We start from the raw sequence: 23,249 nt of genomic DNA on the forward strand, positions 1-23,249 counted from the left end.
TATCCTTCTTTCTAACCTACTTGACAGATCCGCCTGTGATGCCTTCGACATAATACTTCTGCATAAAAATGAAGAGAATGGTAATTGGCACGGCAATTAAGACAGAACCTGCTGCAAAGGAGAGGAACCAGTCGTTGATCACATCACGGTGAAGCATTGAGAACAGACCAATCGCCACCGTATGCTTGTCAACAGCATCTCCTAAAATGACCTGAGCAAAGATAAAGTCTACCCAAGGAGCCATAAAGGCCAGGAGAGCTGTATAGACGATAATTGGTTTTGACAACGGCAGGGTGATTTTGAAGAAGATATCTTTCTTACTTGCCCCATCAATCATAGCCGATTCATCCAAAGAGAAGGGAATGGTGTCAAAGAAGCCCTTGGCGATATAGAAGTTCAATGCCGCTCCAGACGAGTAAAGCAGAATCAAGGCTGTGTGCGTCTGGGTCAAGTTCATAGCTTTCAGAATGTAGTACACCGAAATCATGCTCATAAAGCCAGGGAACATGTTGAGCACCAAAGCCAGTTTGAGGAAATGATTTCTGAATTTGAACTTGAGACGGCTCAGCGAGTAGGCCATTGCCACCGTAATAAAGGTAGACAAGGCACAAGAAGCTGTCGCAACCCACAAGGTGTTAAGGAACCATTTCCCAAATGGAAAGCTTGGACTGGTAAAGAGCTTGGCATAGTTCGCTAGTGTGTAGCCCTTAGGTATAATATAGCTGACATAAGCTGTCCCTTCTCCACGAAGACTGGTCAATACAATCCAGACAATCGGGAAAAGCCAGATTACTGATAAAACAATCAAAAGAGCATAGGTCAACCCCAGATGAAGGCGTTTCTTGCTTTTCATTATTTGACCACTCCTTCCTTATAAGAACTACTGCGAGTGTAAGCCAAAAGGCTAAATACTGCTGACAAGGTGAAGATTAAGATACCGATAACAGAAGCCAAGTTATAGTCTGCCGCCGCCACCGTCAACTTGTAGAGCCAGGTAACCAAAAGGTCAGTCGATCCCGCTTGGTAGAAGTTAGAGTTGGCAGGACCACCACCCGTCAAAAGGTAAATCACGTTAAAGTTGTTGATGTTACCGATAAAGTGCTGAATCAAAGTGGGTGTCATAATGGTCAAAATCTGTGGGAAAGTGATATGACGGAAAATTTGGAACTTACTTGCCCCATCAATCTCTGCCGCCTCAACTTGCTCAGATGGAATATTCATGATAATCCCCGTCGCGATCAACATGGTATAAGGGATACCAACCCACATATTGACCAGGATGATGGAGAACTTAGCCCAGTTCGGGTCAGATAAAAACGGAATTGGTTGGCTAATCCAGCCCCAGTTCTGCAAAAGTGCATTTAGAGGACCAACATCATTCAAGAGGTTGCGCATAATCAGCAAGGAAATGAAAAGTGGCATGGCTATGGTGATCACAAAGACGGTCCGCCACATTTTCTTGAACTTCAGCCCCTTGGTATTGATGATAAGGGCCAAGATAACCCCAAAAATAAAGTTGGTTACCGTTGCAAACACTGCCCAAATCAAGGTCCATGACAAGACAGGGAAGAATGTACCAGCCATCCGCCCAGACAAGACGTCACCAAAATTGGCAAAACCGACCCAGTCAAACAGGGATTTCGGTGCCAGATGATTGTGGTCAAAGTTGGTAAAGGCCAGGGAAATCATATACACCAACGGCAAGACGGTGAAGAGCAAGACCCCAATCAAGGGAATGGTCATCAAGGTCATATGGAAGCGGCCATCCGTCAGCGTCGCCATATCTTCCTTGAAGCTTGGCAGAGGTTGTCCCGCTTGTTTTAGTTGGTAAACCGTCCGTGCACTCTTGAGGTTGCTCCAATAGATGTAAGCAAACACCAAGCAGAATATGACGGAAGCTAGTCCACCAATCAACATCAGCATGGAGTTATCCCCTTCGACAGCCACTTGGATTTTTACCCCATCAACTTCCTGGGTTGCCATCCCTTGCGTCTGTGTCCCCAAGGTCACAAGACCAATCAAACCTGGAACGATTTGATTGAAAAAGGCAATAAGGAACAAGAGTTGGCTGGTCAAGAAAAGACTACCTTTTAGGAATTGCTTATTAGCCAGGTTAGCAAAACCCATAATCAGGGCAGATAGCTTGATATCCCAAGAACCTGCTGCCAGAGCTTGCTTCACGGTTACAGTTGAAGTGTTAGGCCTAATTGCCATGACAAACTCCTTTCATAAGATACAATGGGCTTTAGAAAGCCAAAAGGAAACTGGACAGGTGCCCAGAAAACGAGGTTTCTATATAACTTGCATCAGTTTCTATTGGCCTTAGCCCGACGTCAATTTTATTCGAACAGTCGTGATAGAAGAAGTGAGGAGAAACCTCCCCTCACTTACTCTATAATCACAACTTATTTAGCGGCAGCAATATCTGCATCAAATTGTTTGAGGCGGCTGAGGTAGTCGCTTTCTGGCAATTTACCGTTGTAAGCATCACTCAAAATCGCAGCTGATTCTGTCCAGAAGACAGCCATTTGGCTAAGTTTTGGCATAACAACCGTGTAGTCGCTTGAGGAACCCATCTTGATAACAGCTTGTGCCAATTCGTTTGATTGAACAGCTTCAGAGGCTTGAACTTCTTTGTTAGATGGGGTAACGTTACGGTCAACAAACTGGCTAGCTTGTGTTTCTTTGTTGGTCAAGAGAGCTGCCAACTTGTAGCTTGCTGCGATGCGTTTCACATCGCCTTTAGCTGGTGCTTGGTTAACGGCATAGAGACGTACACCAAGGAAAGCTTTTTGTTGAACAGTCTTACCACCTATGTTGATTGTTGGGTAAGTCGCCACGCCAAGTTTGTCTGCGCCAACAGCTTCTTGTGCAGCTTGGTAATCCCAAGGACCTGCAGCGATAGCAGCAACTTTACCTTCACCAAATTGTGACATCACGTTGCTAGCGTCAAGGTTGACAAAACCTTTGTTGTTGTTTTGGTCAGCAATCCATTTCAAAACAGATACGCCAGCTTCGTTACCCCAGTTTGTACCAGCTGGATCTTCACCATTTTCACCAAACAAGGTATTTCCTACAGACATGAAGAGTGAACCTGTATAGTAAGCGTTAGCCTCTTTGAATGTACCACCGAAAGTTGCTTTTGACGTGATGGTTTCATATGATTTCACATCTTCTTCAGACAAGAGACCTTTGTTATAAAGAAGAACCAATGACTCAATACCGTAAGGGAAGGCGTAGGTTTTACCTTGGTATGAAGCACCAAGAATAGCCTGTTCAGTTTGTGTTGCAGCAATTTCTTTGCTGTACTCTTCAGGCAATTCTTGAATAATTCCTGATTCTACCAACTGACCAAGTTGGTCATGTGGCAAAGCAAACACGTCAGCTGCTGCGCTTGGGTCTTTCTTAACGTTTTCTTGTGCTTTAGAATGGTCGGCATCAAGAATCTCGACCTCATAGCCAGTATCTTTCGTGAACTGTTCAACGATGGGGGTGATAGACTCAATACCACCTGTTTGTACCCAAAGCTTAATCTTATCAGACGCCCCTGAGGTTGCTGCTGATGAAGATGATGCACTATTATCGGCCTTTTGACCGCCACAAGCTACCAAAAGGCTACCAGCCAAAACAAGACCTGCTGTTGATACTAGAAATTTTTTCCAGTTCTTCATGAATTGTTCCTCCTCGAACAAAATTTATTTTTCTTACACCTCTATTATGCAACCGGTTGCTCAAATTGTCAAGCATTTTTGAGCAAAAATAAAAAAAAATTTTAATTTCTCATCCTTCACTGTCGTTTATGAAACTACTTGCATGGTTTTCAAAAAAAGAGCACTTGCTAGACGCGCAACCGATTGCTTGATTTGTTAAAAAACGTTATAATAAAAAAAGGAGGCAAAAGCAATGACAGAACAGTGGTGGCACCGAGCAACGGTGTATCAAATCTACCCCAAAAGCTTTATGGATAGCAACGGCGATGGGATTGGTGACCTGAGAGGCATTATCAGCAAACTCGATTACCTAAAGGAATTAGGCATCACAGCCCTCTGGCTCTCGCCTGTTTATCAGAGTCCTATGGATGACAATGGCTACGACATTTCGGATTACGAAGCTATTGCTAGTGAATTCGGAAGTATGGCAGATATGGAGGAGCTCTTTGTAGAAGCTAAGGCACGGGATATTCGCATCATTATGGATTTGGTGGTGAACCACACGTCCGATGAGCACGCTTGGTTTGTGACCGCCAAGGAAGACTCAACCAGCCCTGAACGTGACTTTTACATCTGGAGTCAAGAGCCAAATGACCTCCAGTCCATTTTCGGTGGCTCCGCCTGGACCTACGATGAGACAGCCCAGGCCTACTACCTTCATTTTTTCAGCCAAAAGCAGCCTGACCTTAACTGGGAAAATGCAACTCTGCGTCAGAAGGTTTATCAGATGATGCGTTTCTGGATCGACAAAGGGATTTCTGGTTTTCGCATGGACGTGATTGACATGATTGGCAAGGTACCTGAACAAGGCATTAGTAACAACGGCCCCAAGCTCCACGATTACCTGCAAGAAATGCACCAAGCTTGCTTTTTGGGACAAGACCTCTTAACCGTTGGGGAAACTTGGGGAGCAACACCTGAGATTGCCAAACGTTACTCTCACCCTGATCGTCAAGAATTATCAATGGTTTTCCAATTTGAGCATATTAGCCTTCAACACGAAGATAATAGGGATAAATGGCATTACATCGAGTTAGATGTACCACGTTTAAAAACAATCTTATCAAAATGGCAAACCGAGCTCCCTTTAGGACAGGGATGGAATTCCCTCTTTTGGAACAACCATGATCTCCCACGGATTGTTTCCATTTGGGGGGATGATAATGATTATCGTGAACAATCAGCCAAAGCTTTTGCCATCTTACTTCATCTGATGAGAGGAACGCCCTATATCTATCAGGGAGAAGAAATCGGCATGACCAATTTTCCGTTTGAAGACTTCTCTCAACTAAATGACATCGAAAGCCTGAACTATATCAAGGCTTCGCAAGACAAGGGACAAGAGGATGACATCACTTTAGACCGAATTAAGAAAATCGGACGAGACAACGCCCGAACACCAATGCAGTGGACAGCTGAGCCTCAAGCTGGCTTTACCTCCGGACAAGCCTGGTTATCGGTCAATCCAAACTATCAGACCATCAATGTGACACAAGCTCTGGCAGACAAGGCTTCTGTTTTTTACACTTATCAAAACTTGATCCGATTACGCAAACAGGAAGATTGGCTGCTTTACGGTAGTTATGAACTGATTGACAGTGCAGAGAAGGTTTTTGCTTATAAGCGGCAATGGCAAGGGGACACTTACTTGGTCGTGGTTAATCTCTCCTCATCACCACAATCCTTTGCCTTTGATGGGGAAGTCCAAGAACCTCTCATCGCCAACTGCACAATCCCTGCCTCACTCCAATCGATTGAACTCGGTGCTTGGGACGCTTTCTGTGTCAAGCTTGCCCCCTCTAATTGATTAGTGGCTGACCGGATTGATACTCTGAAATTCCCGTATCAAATGATTGCATTATAGCCTTGGCATCAGGTAAAATGACTATTCAGGAGGTTTTATGCTATGGTAACGATTAAAGATGTTGCAAAAAAGGCAGGAGTCAATGCCTCGACGGTCAGTCGAGTGCTCAAGGACAGCTCTGCTATTTCCCAAAATACCAAGGAGCGAGTGCGTCAAGCCATGGAAGAGCTGGGGTATGTGCCTAATTTAGCAGCCCAAATGCTGGCTAGTGGTCTGACGCAATGTGTCGGCGTGGTTCTGCCGCCGTTGACAACACCCGATCGGGTCAGTGAGCCCTTTTTCATGGAAATCTTGACCGCTATTAACGACCAAGCTAAGCAGCAAGGTTTTACAGTCTCTATTGCGACCAGCAATTCCGTTAGCGATTTAGCTGAACAGGTTAAGTTAATGTATCGTCAAAAGAGGGCTGATGGCTTTCTGATTCTCTACTCCGAAAAAGACGACCCGGTCAAAAACTACTTAAATCAGCATCGCATTCCATTTGTGGTCATCGGAACACCGAGCGAGGATAGCCCCAATCTGATTTCTATTGACAATGACAACCAGTTGATGGGGGAGCAGGCTGTTCTTCATCTTCACCGCAAGGGGCATAAGAAAATCTTATTTGTAACCGACGATCTGACCAGTAAAGTCTGTTTAGAACGTTATCGTGGCTACCAAAGAGGTGTTCAGCAGCAAAAATTACTCGAATTTCCCTTGCTCCCCTTTGACCGTCGTAATCCATTAACTTTGGATCAGGTTATCGAATCTATCCAAAAAGAAAAGATTACGGGATTGATTGTTATCGGAGACTTACTGTCCGTTCGTGTCATCCAATTTCTTTCATATTATGGGTTACGAGTCCCGGACGACCTTTCCTTAATCTCTTTTAACAACTCCATCTTTTCAAAAATGCTCCACCCCTACCTAACCACCTTTGACATCAATGTTGCCCAATTAGGGCAAACCAGCCTGATGCAGCTGATCAGCATGATCAAAGGACAGCCACCTACAACTTCCGAGGTGATTGTTCCATTTACCCTAAAAGAGCGTGAGAGCGTTAGAGACCTCTACCGTTAGAAGCTTTACAACATTACCAAAAGGAGGACGGGATGCTAACCCACCTCCTCTTTCTATTTTGCCCGTTAAAAAATTTAACTCAAAGAGGATTATACCCCCCAATAGATGACTCTGAACCTCAGTTTTCTTCAATCTGCAAGATAAATCGCCAACTTTCTTAATATTTTTGAGAAAACACTTGACTTGTGCAACCGGTTGCGTTAAACTAGGCTTATCACCAATTAAAGGAGAATATTCGATGAACAAACGTGCAAGCGGTGTTTTAATGCACATCACCTCCTTGCCTAGTCCTTATGGCGTAGGGACTTTCGGGCAAGCTGCTTATGATTTTGTTGATTTTTTGGTTGAGACTAAGCAAACCTACTGGCAGATTTTGCCGCTGACAACAACGAGTTATGGCGACTCACCTTACCAATCTTTTTCTGCTATTGCAGGTAACACGCACCTGATTGATTTTGATTTGCTGTGTGAAGCTGGTTGGTTAAGCGCCAAAGACCTCAATGGAGTCAGCTTTGGTGATGACCCAGCCAAAGTTGACTACGCTCGTATTTTTGAGGCTCGTCGACCAATTTTGGAAAAGGCTGTCAAAGCCTTCTTGGCTGATGCCCAACACGCGGACAGCTATCAAGAGTTTCTCTCTGGCAATGCCAGTTGGTTGCCAGATTATGCTGAATTTATGGCACTTAAAGAACACTTTGGCAATCGTGCCTTACAAGAATGGGATGACCGCTCTGCCATTTTACGAGACGACCAGACCTTGAAGACCTACCGTGAGCAATTGGCCGAGGCCATCACTTACCATCAGGTGACTCAGTATTTCTTCTTTAGCCAATGGGCTAAATTGAAGGTCTACGCTAACAAACGGCACATCAGCATTATTGGTGATATGCCAATCTATGTCTCTGCTGATAGTGTTGAAGTTTGGACACAACCGGAGCTCTTCAAGCTTGATGCTAATCGCCGACCACTCTTTTTAGCTGGTTGTCCTGCCGATGACTTTAGTGCTGATGGCCAACTCTGGGGTAATCCGATTTATAACTGGCAAAAACATCAAGACACTGGCTTTGCTTGGTGGATTTATCGGATTAAAGAGAGTTTCAAGATTTACGACTACCTTCGCATCGACCACTTCAAAGGTTTCTCAGATTACTGGGAAATTGATGGTGATGGGGAGACAGCCAACGATGGCAAATGGCAGCCTGGTCCAAACTATGCCCTTTTTGAAGCTGTTGAAAAGGCTTTGGGAGACCTCCCAATCATTGCCGAGGACTTGGGTTACATTGATGATCGTGCCAAAAAACTCTTAGCTGACTGTGGTTTCCCGGGAATGAAAATCTTGCAATTTGGCTTTTTCGACACGACTGGACAAAGCATTGACAGCCCTCACCGTTGTGTGCCCCACAGCATTTCCTACACAGGAACTCATGATAACGAAGTCATCAATGGCTGGTACGCTAACCTAACCCAGAAACAAAAGGATTATGTCAACGCGTATACAAATCGCCACTCGGATGAGCCAATCACGCAAACCATGCTTCGGACCTTGTTTGCAACCGTCAGCCAGACAGCTATTGCCAGCATGCAAGATATTTTAGACCTGCCAGCTGAAAGCAGAATGAACCTGCCATCAACTGTGGGTGGCAACTGGGAATGGCGAATGCTGCCAGCAGAGTTGACCCAAGACCACAAAGACTTCTTAACACATATCACGACACTATATCAACGAGGTAATGACAAGAATGACTAATTTTACAAGCTACATCGAAACAACAACTAACCAAAAATTGCAAGACTTATCCAACAAGGACATCTACGTGGCTCTCTTGAACTACGTTAAGGAGCAGAGTGCCACCATGCCTAAAAACAATGGCAAACGCAAGGTTTACTACATTTCTGCCGAGTTCCTTATCGGTAAACTCCTCTCTAATAATCTGATTAACCTTGGTCTGTACAAGGCTGTTCAAGCTGAGTTGGCTCAAGCTGGCAAATCACTGAGCGACATCGAAGACGTCGAGCCAGAGCCATCTCTTGGTAACGGTGGTTTGGGACGTTTGGCGTCATGCTTTATCGACTCCATATCTAGCTTGGGCATCAACGGTGAAGGTGTCGGACTGAACTACCACTGCGGTCTCTTCCAGCAAGTCTTCAAGAACAACCAACAAGACGCTCAACCCAACTTCTGGATTGAGGACGACAGTTGGTTGTTGCCAACTGACGTCAGCTACGAGGTGCCTTTCCGCGACTTCACCCTGACCTCTTCTTTGAAACGCATGGCTGTTTTGGGCTACAAAAAATCCACTAAAAACTACCTTAACCTCTTTGACATTGACAGCATTGATAGCAGCCTCATCGAGGACGGTATCAGCTTTGACAAAACTGCTATCGCTAACAACCTGACCCTCTTCCTCTACCCTGATGATTCAGATAAGAACGGTGAGTTACTCCGCATTTACCAGCAGTATTTCATGGTGTCAAACGCTGCCCAGCTCTTGATTGACGAAGCGATTGAACGCGGCTCAAACTTGCACGACTTGGCAGACTACGCTTACGTGCAAATCAATGACACGCACCCATCTCTGGTTATCCCTGAGTTGATTCGTCTCTTGACAGACAAGCACAACTTCAGCACAGATGACGCCATCGCTATCGTGTCTGACATGGTCGGCTACACCAACCACACCATCTTGGCAGAAGCCTTGGAAAAATGGCCGCTCAGCTTCCTTGAAGAAGTTGTCCCACACTTGGTGCCAATCATCAAGGAACTGGACAAGCGTGTCAAAGCCGAGTACGCTGACCCAGCCCTCGCTATTATCGACGAGAGCGGACGTGTTCACATGGCTCACATGGACATCCACTACGCGACTTCTGTCAACGGTGTTGCCGCCTTGCACACTGAGATTTTGAAATCCAGCGAACTCAAAGTCTTCTATGACATCTACCCAGAAAAATTCAACAACAAAACCAACGGGATTACCTTCCGTCGCTGGTTGGAATTTGCTAACCAACCATTGGCTGCCTACATCAAGGAATTGATTGGCGACAGCTACCTGACTGATGCAACTCAGTTGGAGAAACTGGCTGCCTTTGCAGATGACGAAGCCGTCCAAAACCGTCTGGCTGATATCAAATTCCAGAACAAGCTTGCCCTCAAGGCTTACTTGAAAACCAATAAAGGCATCGACCTTGACGAGCATTCCATCATCGACACACAAATCAAACGATTCCACGAGTACAAGCGTCAGCAGATGAATGCCCTCTACGTCATCCATAAGTATCTGGACATCAAGGCTGGCAACCTGCCAAAACGCAAGTTGACCGTCATCTTCGGTGGTAAAGCGGCTCCCGCCTACACCATCGCTCAAGACATCATTCACTTGATTCTCTGCTTGTCTGAGTTGATTAACAATGACCCTGAAGTGAGCCCATACCTCAACGTTCACTTGGTTGAAAACTACAACGTTACCGTGGCGGAGAAATTGATTCCAGCCACTGACATCTCAGAGCAAATCTCTCTAGCGTCTAAAGAGGCATCAGGAACAGGTAACATGAAGTTCATGCTCAACGGTGCCCTCACCCTTGGTACCATGGACGGGGCTAACGTGGAAATTGCTGAGCTGGCTGGCATGGACAATATCTACACCTTTGGTCAGGACAGTGACACCATCATCAACCTTTATGCCAACGCAGGTTACTGTTCACGTGACTACTATGCTGACGAGCAGATTAAACCACTGGTAGACTTCATTGTTAGCGATGAGTTATTGACACTGGGAAGCCCAGACCGCCTCAACCGTCTCTACCAAGAATTGCTCAACAAAGACTGGTTCATGACCTTGATTGACCTCAAGGAATACATCGCCATCAAAGAACAAGTCCTTGTGGACTACGAAGACCGCACCGCTTGGCAGAAGAAAGTGATTCATAACATCGCCAAAGCAGGCTTCTTCTCATCAGACCGTACCATTCAACAGTACCACGACGAGATTTGGTCACGCTAAAACAAACAAAGAACTAGAGCAACAGGCTTCTAGTTCTTTTCTTTTGTCAATGCCGACCACAGCAAATCCTTAATGCCCAGAGGATTTTATGGTACAATATTGCTATGCTAAACTTAAACGACTACGGTATCCAGATGTGGGATGCTGATAAGATTGCTTCCTTCCGTCGCACCCTCCTGGCCTGGTACGACCAGAACAAGCGAGACTTGCCTTGGCGACGGACCAATGACCCCTACAAGATTTGGGTCTCTGAAATCATGCTCCAGCAGACCCAGGTAGTCACCGTCATTCCCTACTACGAACGCTTTTTAGACTGGTTCCCGACCGTGGCTGATTTGGCGGTTGCCCCAGAGGACAAGCTCCTCAAGGCCTGGGAGGGCCTGGGCTACTACTCCCGGGTCCGCAATATGCAGGCGGCAGCCCAGCAGGTCATGACTGACCACGGTGGGGTCTTTCCCAAGACCCACGAGGGCATCAGCTCCCTCAAGGGCATCGGCCCCTACACAGCGGGTGCCATCGCCAGCATCGCCTTTGGCCTGCCCGAGCCTGCTGTTGACGGCAATGTCATGCGGGTCCTGGCTCGGCTTTTCGAGGTCAACCACGACATCGGCGACCCCAAAAACCGCAAGATTTTCCAGACCATGATGGAAATCCTCATCGATCCTGACAGGCCTGGCGACTTCAACCAGGCCCTCATGGACCTGGGTACCGACATTGAGCACGCCAAGACCCCTCGCCCTGACGAGAGCCCCATCCGGGCCTTCAACGCCGCCTACCTCAACGGCACCTACGACCGCTACCCCATCAAACGCGCCCTCAAAAAGCCCCTCCCCCTGACCCTCCAAGCCTTTATCATCCAGGACGACCAGGGCCGCTTCCTCCTGGAGAAGAACACGGACACAGGGCTCCTTGCTGGCTTTTGGTCCTTTCCGCTTTTGGAGGCTTCGCCAATAGCCGAGCAGTTAGACCTCTTTGGCCAGCCCATCAGGACCAAGGCAGATAAACTGCCCCTCCAGTCCCAAGCAGGGCTCTTTGAACAAGTTTATGGCCTGACCATCAGCTGGTCCGAGGCTAGCTTTCCCCAGGTCAAACACGTCTTCAGCCACCGCAAATGGCAGGTGGAGCTGGTTTCAGGCTCTGTCAGCTCTGCCATTTCTCCCAAAGACAAAGAAACCGCCTGGGTCCACCCAGACGATTTCGATAACTACCCCTTTGCCACCCCGCAGAAGAAAATGTGGGCGGCCTACCAACAAGGAAAAAACTGACCTCAACAGGTCAGTTTTTTTCCTTGTCTTAGCCAATTTCAGCGATGATGGCCTTGATTTGGTCTTTGGTGTGGACACCAGCAACCTGTTTAACAACTTGACCGTCCTTCTTGAAGAGGAGGGTCGGGATGCTCATGATACCGAATTTTTGAGCTGTCTCAGGGTTTTGGTCCACGTCCATTTTAACGATTTTGAGCTCGTCTTCTGAGAGTTCCTCAGACAGCTGGTCCAGGATTGGGGCCTGCATCAAGCAAGGACCGCACCAGGTCGCCCAGAAATCCACCAAAACCAGACCTTGGCTGGTTTCTTGTTCAAAGGTTGCATCAGTAATGTTTTTTGCCATTGTTCTTTCTCCTATTTAGTGATAAACCTATTATAGCCTAAAGGAAAAAATTTTGCTAAGATTTGCTACGAAAGTCATTCTTTATCTATCGCGTTAATCACATGGGTTACTTGATAGGAGGCAAAAGCCTCCAAACCATCCAAAAAATCAGACAGAAGGGCATTATCTTCTACATAAAGTTCCACCAGATAACACCCTACCCCAGCGGTACGGTAATGATTGGTGATGTGATCAGAAAATTGTTTCATATAAGTTAAATAACGCTCATGTAGGGGCTCGATCAAGGTGACCGTCACCACCACATGGACGGATTGCCCTAACTGAGAGCGGTCAATATTTATCGTATAGGCTTGAATAATGCCATTGTCTTCCATTTTTTGAATACGACTAGCAACAGCTGGTGGTGTCAGATGAACAAGCTCACTCAACTCTTTCAAAGTCATGCGACTATTTTTTTCCAACAGCGTCAAAATATGCCTATCTGTCTTATCTAACATGGTAAATCTTTTCTTTCTAAAGTTTTTCCAGTGAAAGGCTTAACAAATCAACTGGCTTACACCTCGCTTTTAGTGTACCATAGAAACATCACTTTTGAAAGGATTTTTCTCATGCAATTTCAACACATCCGCCAATCAACAGCCCGCCTCAGCTATGCTGGCAAGACCTTCCTCATCGACCCCATGTTGGCACCTAAAGGAAGCTATCCAGCCTTTGAAGGAGCCATTACTGGCAACACCAACCCAAACCCCTTGGTAGATTTACCTATCGACCTGTCCCAACTCACGGCTGGCATTGATGCCATCATCGTCACCCACCTCCACATTGACCATTGGGACCCTGTCGCAGCCGAAGTTTTGGACAAGACCCTACCGATTTTTGTTCAAAATGACATTGATGCCACCATTATCACCGAATCTGGCTTTACAGACGTCCGTCTCCTGACCGAAAACACTACCTTTGAGAACATCACACTCCACAAAACCGATGGTGAACACGTCGAAAGCCTCAGCCAATTCCCTCAAGATATCCAAGATTTAGTTGGCTCTGTCTGTGGTGTCGTTTTTGAGTCAGAAAATGAGCAGACCCTCTACCTGGCAGGCGATACCCTCTGGAACGATGATGTCAAAGCCGCTATTGATGGCTACCAACCACAAGTCATCGTCCTCAATGCTGGCGGCAATGCCTTAGCCGGCCTTGGTCGGGTTGTTATGGATAAGACCGATATTCTAGCTGTCGTCCAATATTCCTCAGCTCAACTCATTGCCGTTCACATGGAAGCTGTCAATCACTGGGTATTGTCTAGGACTGACCTGCGTCAGTTTGCCCAAGAGCAGGCTTTCTCAGATCGACTTGCCATCCCAACAGATGGCGAAACACTTACCTTTTAACGACCAAAGGACACCCATCAATAACGAGTGTCCTTTTTCAATTCTTCAAAAACCTCCTCGGTTTTTATGACTATTATAACCTACCCCAACACCGCAATGGTACAGCCGCTGCCACCAGCGTTCTGCGGGGCATAGCCGAAGCTCTTGACGTGCTTGTTGCGGCGGAGGTACTTGGCGACACCCTCGCGGATAACCCCCGTCCCGATGCCGTGGACGATGTCCACCTGGGCCATGTTGTTGAGCAGGGCCTGGTCGATGAACTCGTCCAGCTCCTGCATGGCCTCCTCGTAGCGTTTGCCACGAAGGTCCAAGCGGGCCGACGGGTTGCGGCCGGCCACCTTCTTCATGACCGTCACCGGCTTCTTCTTAGGCTCGTCCTGAGCTTCCGCCCGCAGGAGGTTAAACTCGTCCTCCTTGAGGGTCATCTTGATCAGGCCGATTTGGGCTTCCCAACGCCCGTCCTTGAGCTGGGCCGTCAGGGTCCCCCGCTGGCCGTACTCACGAACCACGATGTCGTCGCCCACCCGAGCAGCCCGCGCCTTCTTGGCCTTTTTCAGGACCTTATTTTTTGATAAATCAATGGCTGGCGCTAACTTCTTGAGCTCACCCTTGGCTTCGATGACCTCGTGGGGTTTGAGTTGGCTGCGCTCGTGAAGGTTTTTCAGGATGGCGTCACTTTCCGCCAGGGCCAAATCCACAATCTCACGGGCCTCAGCATGGGCCTTGGCCACTTCCTTGTCCTTGGCGTGTGAAAATTCATTGTAGAGTTTCTTGACCGCTCGGTTGAATTTGAGGTTTTCCTGCTCCACTTCTCGGATGTGGTCCAGGCGTTTGCGGCTTTCCAGGGTCTGCCGCTCCAGTTCCTCGATGATGCGGTTGACATCGCTGTCCGTGTCGGTCATGCCCTCTGCCTGGCTAACGATAACCTCAGCCAAGCCCAATCGTCTGGCAATGTCAAAGGCGTTTGAGCGACCAGGCACCCCTTGGAGGAACTTGTAGGTAGGACTCAGGCTGTTGACATCAAACTCCATGCTGGCATTTTCGACAAACTCGGTCTCAATCCCGTAGGCCTTGAGTTCTGGGTAGTGGGTGGTGGCCATGACCTTGATTTGAGACAAACGCAGGTGCTCCAGGATGGCCATGGCCAAGCTGGCTCCCTCCTGCGGGTCAGTCCCCGCCCCCAACTCGTCAAAGAGGAGGAGACTATCCTGGTCAGCCGTTTTCAGAACCTCCACGATAGTCGTCATGTGGCTAGAGAAGGTTGACAGGCTCTGCTCAATGGACTGCTCGTCGCCGATATCTGCAAAAATCTGGGTAAATAGACCAACCCGACTGCCCTCTTCCGCCAAAATTGGCAGACCAGACTGGGCCATGAGCTGGGCCAGGCCCAGGGTCTTGAGCATGATGGTCTTACCACCCGTGTTGGGACCTGTGATGACGATGGCCGTCAGGTCATCTGGAAAATGCAGGTCATTGGCCACAGGATTGGCCAAGAGGGGGTGACGAACAGCCAACAACCGAATCGACTTGTCCTTAGACAGGCTAGGCAGGCTGGCCTTCTTATCCTTCATGTAGAGAGTCTTGGCCCGAATCAGGTCAATCCGACCAATCACCCAAGCATTGGTTGACAGGGCCCGTGTCTGGGGCCGAACCATGTCAGACAGGCCATGCAGGACCCGAGCCAATTCGTGCCGCTCATCGGCTCGCAACTGGGTCAACTCCTCGTTGAGCTGGACCACCGGCCGTGGCTCGATATAGACCGTGCTCCCTGAGCTGGAAATATCGTGGACCACACCAGCCACTCGGTTGCGGTAGGTGTTTTTGACTGGCAAAACCGCCCGGCCGTTTCGACTGGCAATCAGCTGTTCGCTGAGCATGTCGCCATTGCTCTTGAGCAAGTCCTGCAAGACCTGGCGGATCTTGCCCTCGTTCTCGGTCAGCTGACGGCGGATTTTGGCCAATTCTGGGCTGGCAAAACTTTCGATAAAACCTGCATCGTTGATGGCCTGCAAGCTCCCTTGAAGGCTTGGAAACTGCTCCAGCTTGTCAAAAATGGCTGCCAGGGCCTCAAGCTTAACCGTGTCCACATCAGCGTAAAACCGTCCTAATTCAGCAGATAACTGCAAAATCCGTTTGAGCTGGATAAACTCGTCCACGTTGAGGTCTGCCCCCAACTCCAAGCGTTTCAGGCTCTGAGCGATGTCTTTGGCCGACCCTAGGGTCACTGGTTGGCCATGGTCAAAGAGCTCTGCCATTTCACCAACCTCAGCAAAAGCCCGCTCAATCTTGTCTGGGCGGGTCATGGGTGCCAACTGGTCCAGCTGGTCCCTGCCCTGCTCGGTCTGAAGGTAGGGGGCAAATCCCGCCAATACCTTGTCAAATTCTAACTGTTCGATAATCTTGGTTTGCATGCCTCTATTATACCACAAGTTGCCTTTCAAACGGTTTTTACTCTGTTTAAGTTATTTTTAAGCTAAGATGATTATAATTGATTTATTCTTTTTCATAAATCTCCTAAGACCAAGCTCGGCGACAGCCGGGCTTGGTTTTTTTGTCCTTAATACCGAAGCAACCAAGACAAGAGCCTGTCTGAGACACTTGTTTTCTGGGCACTAAACTTCAATTGAACGGCAAGCAGGGTATCCAACTGCGTCCTAAAATAGCTGGCTAACACGGTCAACTCTATCCCACGATAGTGGCAACAGGTATCAAACCGATCTAGCCCTAGCTTTAAAACCTGCCAATCTTGGTCCTGGGGCAACTGAGCCCTCGACAAATTCGCCTGCAACTGGCCCAATACTGCGAGCAAGTCCCTTTCGTCTGGCCAATGACTGGCCAGGCAATCAGCCAACTGGTTTAAGTAGTCTATCGCCTGTTCGACTGCCGCCTGCCTATCTTTTTTTCTCATATGATAACCTCCGCTTCATTTTTATCGCCTCTCTTGTTCAAGACAAGTTCAGTTTACTAAAAGCGGGGATAAAACGGGGCAAAAAATCTTAACTGGTAGCTATCAGGTCGCCAACTGTCATTTTCCCTTTTTCAAAACTAAAAACCACCTGAGCTAAGTTCAGGTGGTTGCTTTCACTCACAAAACCTTCGTCACCCAGAGTTGGTGGAGGAGTTGAGACAGCAAGGGTAGATTGATAAGGCTCTTGAGAAAAATATTAGCCTCCAGAACCCTTTGAACCTGGTCAAAGGGCAGGGTCGCCAAGAGCTTGGCTGTTGTCCCCCAAAACACCACGGTCACTAAAAGCGACAAGCCACCACTGACGGCATTCAATCCAGGTCGATCCAATTTTTCCAGAGGAAAAAGGTGAAGCAAGAGCGACAAGAGACGCAAGACCAAATAGCTTCCTAGAAAAATGAAGAGGAAAGCCACTCCTGCATAAAAGACTTTATCCATCTCGAAAATCGAGACCTCAGCAAAGTAAGGCAGATTTTTTTCTTCAACAGCCTGAGTATATGGGACCCAGAGCGTTAACTTGTTTGCCACACCCAGATAATTGAGTTGTGCCAAAACAAAGGAGACCACCAAGGCAAAGACCAGGTAAACCTGTTTGGCCAGCCCTCGGCTGTAGCCCAGGTAAAATTGCCAGGCCAAGGCCAGAGCCATAACTAGCGATAACACCATATTACTCGTCCTCAAACAGGCTGGTCTGATCCATACGGATTTCAGGTGCTTGACTGGCCTTCAGTTCAGCCAATTCCCGCTCTAGCTCAGCAAAGGCCTTTTCCCGCTCCAGCTGAACGGTCAGGCTGTTGATGGCTAAGACAATGGCCAGGGTCTCAGTGTCGGCCTGGGGCAGTTTTTGCTTGAGGGCTTCGTACTTGCTCTTGGCCAAACGCTCCACTTCTTCCATGAGCAGGTTGTCTTTGGCCAGGGTCAAGGTAAAGGCCTTATCTCCGAAGGTAAATTTGTAACGGTTTTTTGTCATCATATCCTCCTAGTGCAATCGCTCTAAAATCCCTGCGAAATCCGTCCGCAGCTGGTCAAAGCTGACGGTCTCCTCGGCACGGGTTTGGTTGTTCTTGATGGTGACTTGACCAGCCTCAACCTCGCTCTCACCCAGGGTGATAAGGAGCTTGGCTCCCAGCACGTCGGCTGACTTGAACTGGGCCTTGAGCTTGCGGTCAAGGACATCGCGTTCGGCCTTGAAGCCCTGTTTGCGGACAGCTTGAACCAGCTCCAGCGCTCGGCTATTGGCGTCAGCCCCCAAAACCGCCACGTAAAGGTCCAGCTCCGGGGTCAATGGCTGCGCAAGGCCTTGTTTTTCCAAGATGAGAAGCAGGCGTTCCATGCCCAAACCGAAACCAAAGGCAGGGGTGGCAGGGCCACCGAAATACTCAACCAGACCGTCGTAGCGGCCACCCGCACAGATGGTCAGTTCGGTCTTGTCCACCGTGGTGATGAACTCGAAAATGGTGTGGTTGTAGTAGTCCAGACCCCGCACCATGCGGTGGTCAATCACATAAGGAATGTCCAGCTCTTCCAGCATGGCCCGAACCTGGTCAAAGTGAGCCTGGCTGGCCTCATCCAGATAGTCCAAAATGGACGGGGCATTCTCAACCGCAACCTTATCAGCAGCATCCTTGCTGTCCAGAACCCGCAGAGGGTTCTCGTTGAGGCGGCGTTGGCTGTCCTTAGACAGGGTCTCCGCCAGCGGGGTCAGGTAGTCAATCAGGGCCTGGCGATAGGCCGCCCGGCTCTCTGGACTGCCTAGACTGTTGAGGTGGAGGGTCACGCCCTCAACCCCCAGACGGCTAAAAAGGTCATAGGCCATGGCCATGGTTTCCACATCAGTCGCTGGGTTTGCAGAGCCAAAGCACTCCACCCCAATCTGGTGGAACTGACGGAGCCGCCCAGCCTGGGGCCGCTCGTAGCGGAACATGGGGCCCATGTAGTAGAGCTTGACAGGCTTTTGCACCTCAGGGGCAAAGAGCTTGTTCTCCACGTATGAGCGGACAACTGGTGCCGTCCCTTCTGGCCGCAGGGTGATGTGGCGGTCGCCCTTGTCGTAGAAATCGTACATCTCCTTGGTCACAATGTCGGTGGTATCGCCCACCGACCGGCTGATGACCTCGTAGTGCTCAAACATGGGCGTTCTGATTTCAGCGTAGTTGTAGCTGGCAAAGGTCTCACGGGCCAGGGCCTCCAAGGCCTGCCACTGCTGGCTGGCACCCGGCAGAATGTCCTGGGTCCCCTTAGGTTTTTGTAGGGTCATGGGTCTCTCTTTTCTATGCGTTTCCTTTTATTTTACCATAATCTTGAAAAATTGGGGGCTAATTTGTCACCAAGGCAGAGTCCGTTCGGACTACTTTTCCATCTTTGACCGTCACATACAGCATATCTTGTATGGAACCTCGCCAACCACTCTTACTATGCCAATCAAAGCCTAGCAGATAAGTCCCATCCCAAAACCCACTGTAATCATAGTTGCGAACCATCTCAAAAAAGGCCTGACGGACAGCTTCCTCCTCATGATTTTCTAAATCATAATAGTCGCCATCCAGCTGAAACTTAAAATCCACACGAATTTTTAAGGTATTTTGAGCCATATACTTAGCCACATCCAAGGAATAATAACCATTGATGGCCCCACCATTTGCCTGATTTTGACTAACGTCGGCGAGCAGGGCTTCACGACTAGCACGCCCACCCCCCTCATCGCTAAACAGAACTCCAGCCATAATCTCTCCGTTAATCTCTGCAAAGACAAAATCCCCCTGATGGTGGCGGAAAAACTCTGCCATTTGGTCTAATTTTTTCTCCACATACGGCTGGTGCCACATGGCCGTTTGCTTGATTTTATCATCCAGTCCGCCACTAAAATCAGTCGCGTCAAATCGTTGAGCAAGTCCTTCTTTTCCCAAAGAATGATCTTCATCCGAATACTCCACAAAACGCTTAAAGACCAATTCTCGACCGTCAACTTCTTCCTTATAGGCAAAGGTAAAAAACTGCCCAGATGCTATGTCATGGCCAGATTTGATGATGCTGACTTGGCCGTCATAGCCCTGCTCTCTAAAGACCTGCTGCAAGTTTTTTTGAATCTCATTTTTTTCGGAAACACTAAAGGCTGGTGCACAGGCTGTCGCCATCAGAAGAAAGAGATTTAACCCTAGCACTACTAACCATTTTTTCATCTTAAACCTCTTTTCTTTGCTTTCATTATAGCATATGTCGGCATCGAAAGAAACCTCTCTGAGGCTTCAGAGAGGTGATTAACACGCTGATAAACTTCCCTAGACCTCTTTCAATCCCTGGCCAAATTGGTCAGCGGTCAGGATGGCCTGACGGAAGGCTGGTCCTTCAAAAGGGGTGTGGCGGTATTCGTTGGTGGTCAGGGCGACAGCCACAATGGTGTCCAAGTCAGCCTCAGCCAGACCCATCTCAGCCAGGGTGACTGGCAGACCTAAGCTTTTGTTGAAGCGAGCCACGGTTTCCAGCTCGGCCATTTCCCCATAGTAGGCGTGGAGGACCATAACCCCGAAGGCCACTACCGCTCCATGAAGGTACTCTCCCTCTCGCTTGATGGCAGTCGTGCCGTTATAAAAGGCGTGGGCATGGGCGGAGTTGAAGTAAAAATCAGGCTGGTTGACCAAGTTGGAGGCGTAGGCGGTGGAGACCAGGATGCTGAGGGCAATCTCATCGACAGCTGGGCTGGTGCGATTGGCCGCCACATCCGCGAGGGCCTCTTCCCCGTAGCGGTAGAAAGCCTCCTTGGAGGAGAGGGCAATGGCTCGGCCAAGAACGGCGGTGTGGGGCAGAACCATGCCTTTTTCCTCAGCATGACGGCTGGCTCGGTCCACCTCAGGAGCCTTGGAAATGCCGTCTGCAATGCCTGCCCAGAAGTACTGGTCGGGTGCCTGGGCTAAAACGCGGGTGTTGATGAAGAGGTGCAGGGGGGCATCAGGGTAGCCGTAATGGGAAAAGCTATGGTCGTCCTTGTAGATAACCGTGATGGCTGTGCCTGCGGCACAGGTCGAGCAGATGGTCGGGAAGGCAAACATGGGTTTCTTGAGGGCATGGGCCACCATCTTGACCGTGTCCAAGGCCCGACCACCGCCAAAGCCAAAAATCATATCAGCCTCAGCGATACCCTCAAGGGCAACCAGCCGGTCGATATTGGCTTGGGTGGCTTCTTGGCCATAGACAAAGTGACCAGTAACCTCATAACCCTGTTCCGTCAGAATGGCCTCAACCTCATGGGCACAAGAGGCTAGGGCCTGCTGGCCACCAACCAGGGCAATGGTCTTGACCTGGTACTGGCTGAGGACCTGAGGCAGGTCTTGGAAGCAATCTTCCCCATAACTGTAGTTGGACATGATGGTTGTTGGCATGGCAGTTCTCCTTTAATGTTTTCTGAATTGTTTTATATTAAACAATTTTCAGACAATTGTCAAGGGAAAAATAAAAAAATCACAATTCTGCGAACGATACTCTATGTTTTCAGAAAAATTTCTGCAAAACATCTCGAACAAAAAGCCCTGATGGGCAGGGCGATTATCCTATTTCTTCTCATCCACGTTGATAAACTCAAGGTCATCGACCGTAAGCTCAACCTCTAGCTTTTCTTCACTGCTGAGATTAAGCAGATTTTCCAAGGACTGGCTGGCAAACTCAGCCACCTTTTCCTGGCGGTCTTGGTCGTCGAGGACTTTTTCAGAGGTTTTGTAGAGAGCTTCTTGGCTCTTTTCTGCCAAAAATTCTTGAGCTTTTTTACCTGAGGTAAAAAGGTCGGCTGCCTTGTCAATCAGGCCACTACCACTCTCTTTAATCTTGGGCACATCAACTGGCTGGGAATCCACATGGACCTTGAGGGGTTTCTTAAAGGTTAGGGTATTGCCCGAAATGCTCACATCATCCTTGGTCAAGCCTTCCAGCTGCAACTTGAACTCGGTCTGAACAGGAATGTCCACCACCAAATCACGACCGACCAATACCTTGGTAAAGGTCTGGGTCCAGTCTGGCCAATCCTTAAAATTGTTATTGGTGAAAACCTGGGTACTGGTTGTTTTGACATCAGCACCTGCCACCACCAGCTGGCTCTCCCGCTCAAAGCGAGTAATGACAAACTCGTACTTTGAGGTCAAGCTGCCACCGAACAACTTGTGACGGAACCAAAATAGCCCACCAGCTAGAATTAAACCAAGCACAATCAAACCTGCAATCTTCTTTGCAACAAATTTTCCAATCAGTTTCATCAGGTACTCCTCTCTTACTTTCTTCCATTTTATCATATTTGGGAAAAGGATGTGCTTCTAAAGCAAAATCAGCCTAGCAAGAGCTAGGCTGACAGGGGCTATTAAGCCCAAACATCTGATAAAATATTGGTCTGGTCACGGTCTGGACCAACAGAGAAGGTCAGAATGTCCACCCCAACCAATTCAGCCACACGGGCCACGTAGTTGCGGGCATTTTCTGGCAGCTCGTCCAAGCTGCGAACACCTGTGATATCTTCTGACCAGCCTGGCAATTCTTCAAAAATCGGCTTGCAACGCTTGAGTTTTTCAAGGCTGGCTGGGTAGTAATCAATCCGCTCGCCGTCCAAATCATAGGCCACACAGATTTTCACCGTGTCAAGGCCTGACAGGACGTCGATGGAGTTAAGGCAGAGGTTGGTGATGCCAGACACCCGGCGGCTGTGACGCATAACCACGCTGTCGAACCAGCCCACACGGCGAGGACGACCAGTTGTGGTGCCGTATTCCTTACCGATTTCACGGATGCGGTCACCAATCTCATCAAAGAGCTCCGTCGGGAATGGGCCATCGCCAACTCGGCTGGTGTAGGCCTTGCAGACCCCGACAACCTTGGTAATCTTGCTTGGGCCAACCCCTGAACCGATGGTTACCCCACCCGCAACAGGGTTCGATGAGGTCACAAACGGATAGGTTCCCTGGTCAATGTCCAACATGACGCCCTGAGCTCCCTCAAAGAGAACCTTCTTACCAGCATCCAAGGCATCGTTCAAAATCACCGACGTGTCGGTCACATACTGCTTGATTTCCTGACCGTAGTTGTAGTATTCCTCGAAGATTTCGTCGTAGTTTAATGGCTGAGCGTCGTACATTTTCGTAAAGACGCGGTTTTTCTCCTCCAGGTTAATCCGCAGACGCTCCGCAAAAACCTCACGGTCAAGGAGGTCAGCAATCCGAATACCAACACGAGAAGCCTTGTCCATGTAGGCAGGACCAATTCCCTTGATGGTCGTGCCAATCTTGTTGTCGCCCTTGGCCTCTTCTTGCAAACGGTCCAGCTCGATGTGGTAAGGCAAAATCACGTGGGCCCGATCAGAAATCCGCAGGTTATCTGTCGTCACGCCCTCACCGTGCAGGTAGGCCAACTCACGCACCAGGGATTTGGGGTTAACCACCATGCCGTTACCAATCACCGAAATCTTCTCAGGGAAGAAAATCCCTGACGGAATCAGGTGGAGCTTGAACTTCTTACCGTCAATCACAATGGTGTGGCCCGCATTGTCCCCACCCTGGTAGCGGGCAATTACTTCCGCGCCAGCTGACAGGAAGTCTGTGATCTTCCCTTTTCCTTCGTCCCCCCACTGGGTACCAACAACAACTACTGATGTCATGCTATTCACCTTTCTCATGTCCAAGAGCC

The 23,249-nt window shown here is 48.7% G+C and carries 19 protein-coding genes; 6 read left to right on the forward strand and 13 right to left on the reverse strand.

What is annotated here, in order from left to right; genetic code table 11:
• Positions 1-16 precede the first annotated feature (16 nt).
• The 3 genes from AC3ARB_RS09845 to AC3ARB_RS09855 form a co-directional block, all read right to left on the reverse strand.
• The gene (locus AC3ARB_RS09845; protein ID WP_488320382.1) at positions 17-853 is read right to left on the reverse strand and encodes a sugar ABC transporter permease; all 837 of its coding nucleotides are present in this window, start codon (positions 851-853) and stop codon (positions 17-19) included.
• Positions 853-2,214, reverse strand: coding sequence for a carbohydrate ABC transporter permease (locus AC3ARB_RS09850; protein WP_488320383.1), 1,362 nt, complete (start codon positions 2,212-2,214; stop codon positions 853-855). The genes AC3ARB_RS09845 and AC3ARB_RS09850 overlap by 1 nt, the downstream gene beginning before the upstream one ends.
• A 191-nt stretch (positions 2,215-2,405) precedes the next feature.
• Positions 2,406-3,671, reverse strand: a complete 1,266-nt coding sequence (locus AC3ARB_RS09855) for an extracellular solute-binding protein (protein WP_488320384.1) — start codon at positions 3,669-3,671, stop codon at positions 2,406-2,408.
• A gap of 232 nt (positions 3,672-3,903) precedes the next feature.
• On the opposite strand from AC3ARB_RS09855, the gene AC3ARB_RS09860 reads away from it, so the two are divergent.
• The 5 genes from AC3ARB_RS09860 (at position 3,904) to mutY (ending at position 11,896) form a co-directional block, all read left to right on the forward strand.
• On the forward strand, positions 3,904-5,517 hold the full coding sequence (locus AC3ARB_RS09860) for a glycoside hydrolase family 13 protein (RefSeq protein ID WP_488320385.1): 1,614 nt from the start codon (positions 3,904-3,906) through the stop codon (positions 5,515-5,517).
• A 99-nt stretch (positions 5,518-5,616) separates the two neighbouring features.
• Positions 5,617-6,633 carry a LacI family DNA-binding transcriptional regulator gene (locus AC3ARB_RS09865; protein ID WP_488320386.1) on the forward strand — a complete coding sequence of 339 codons (1,017 nt, stop codon included), beginning with the start codon at positions 5,617-5,619 and terminating at the stop codon, positions 6,631-6,633.
• A 238-nt stretch (positions 6,634-6,871) separates the two neighbouring features.
• On the forward strand, positions 6,872-8,380 hold the full coding sequence (malQ, locus tag AC3ARB_RS09870) for a 4-alpha-glucanotransferase (RefSeq protein WP_488320387.1): 1,509 nt from the start codon (positions 6,872-6,874) through the stop codon (positions 8,378-8,380).
• Positions 8,373-10,631 carry a glycogen/starch/alpha-glucan family phosphorylase gene (gene glgP, locus AC3ARB_RS09875; protein ID WP_488320388.1) on the forward strand — a complete coding sequence of 753 codons (2,259 nt, stop codon included), beginning with the start codon at positions 8,373-8,375 and terminating at the stop codon, positions 10,629-10,631. The genes malQ and glgP overlap by 8 nt, the downstream gene beginning before the upstream one ends.
• 104 nt (positions 10,632-10,735) lie before the next feature.
• Entirely contained in the window at positions 10,736-11,896 is a 1,161-nt protein-coding gene (mutY, locus tag AC3ARB_RS09880) for an A/G-specific adenine glycosylase (RefSeq protein WP_488320389.1), read from the forward strand.
• 28 nt (positions 11,897-11,924) lie between these two features.
• Here the strand turns inward: mutY and trxA are convergent, their stop codons facing one another.
• Together trxA and AC3ARB_RS09890 are read right to left on the reverse strand one after the other, a co-directional pair.
• Entirely contained in the window at positions 11,925-12,239 is a 315-nt protein-coding gene (gene trxA, locus AC3ARB_RS09885) for a thioredoxin (protein ID WP_488320390.1), read from the reverse strand.
• Positions 12,240-12,313: 74 nt separating this feature from the next.
• Entirely contained in the window at positions 12,314-12,736 is a 423-nt protein-coding gene (locus AC3ARB_RS09890) for an Lrp/AsnC family transcriptional regulator (protein ID WP_488320391.1), read from the reverse strand.
• A gap of 111 nt (positions 12,737-12,847) precedes the next feature.
• Between AC3ARB_RS09890 and AC3ARB_RS09895 the strand changes: the two genes are divergently transcribed.
• Positions 12,848-13,627 (forward strand): MBL fold metallo-hydrolase, encoded by a 780-nt coding sequence (locus AC3ARB_RS09895; RefSeq protein WP_488320392.1) that lies wholly within the window; start codon positions 12,848-12,850, stop codon positions 13,625-13,627.
• A gap of 80 nt (positions 13,628-13,707) precedes the next feature.
• On the opposite strand, the gene AC3ARB_RS09900 is transcribed toward AC3ARB_RS09895, so the two are convergent.
• From AC3ARB_RS09900 to AC3ARB_RS09935, 8 genes are all read right to left on the reverse strand, one after another.
• Positions 13,708-16,038 carry an endonuclease MutS2 gene (locus AC3ARB_RS09900; RefSeq protein ID WP_488320393.1) on the reverse strand — a complete coding sequence of 777 codons (2,331 nt, stop codon included), beginning with the start codon at positions 16,036-16,038 and terminating at the stop codon, positions 13,708-13,710.
• Between the two features lie 674 nt (positions 16,039-16,712).
• Positions 16,713-17,258, reverse strand: coding sequence for a CvpA family protein (locus AC3ARB_RS09905; protein ID WP_488320394.1), 546 nt, complete (start codon positions 17,256-17,258; stop codon positions 16,713-16,715).
• 1 nt (position 17,259) lies between these two features.
• A complete protein-coding gene (locus AC3ARB_RS09910; RefSeq protein ID WP_488320395.1) occupies positions 17,260-17,565 on the reverse strand; it encodes a hypothetical protein in 306 nt (101 codons plus the stop codon).
• A 6-nt stretch (positions 17,566-17,571) separates the two neighbouring features.
• A complete protein-coding gene (gene hisS, locus AC3ARB_RS09915) occupies positions 17,572-18,849 on the reverse strand; it encodes a histidine--tRNA ligase (protein WP_488320396.1) in 1,278 nt (425 codons plus the stop codon).
• 58 nt (positions 18,850-18,907) lie between these two features.
• Positions 18,908-19,771 (reverse strand): hypothetical protein, encoded by an 864-nt coding sequence (locus tag AC3ARB_RS09920; RefSeq protein WP_488320397.1) that lies wholly within the window; start codon positions 19,769-19,771, stop codon positions 18,908-18,910.
• Between the two features lie 99 nt (positions 19,772-19,870).
• Complete coding sequence (locus AC3ARB_RS09925; protein ID WP_488320398.1) at positions 19,871-20,968, reverse strand: iron-containing alcohol dehydrogenase family protein; 1,098 nt, start codon at positions 20,966-20,968, stop codon at positions 19,871-19,873.
• Positions 20,969-21,136: 168 nt separating this feature from the next.
• Positions 21,137-21,832, reverse strand: a complete 696-nt coding sequence (locus AC3ARB_RS09930; protein ID WP_488320399.1) for a hypothetical protein — start codon at positions 21,830-21,832, stop codon at positions 21,137-21,139.
• 101 nt (positions 21,833-21,933) lie between these two features.
• Positions 21,934-23,220 carry an adenylosuccinate synthase gene (locus AC3ARB_RS09935; RefSeq protein ID WP_488320400.1) on the reverse strand — a complete coding sequence of 429 codons (1,287 nt, stop codon included), beginning with the start codon at positions 23,218-23,220 and terminating at the stop codon, positions 21,934-21,936.
• Positions 23,221-23,249: the final 29 nt, after the last annotated feature.

Source organism: Streptococcus sp. ZY171113 (assembly GCF_057748235.1).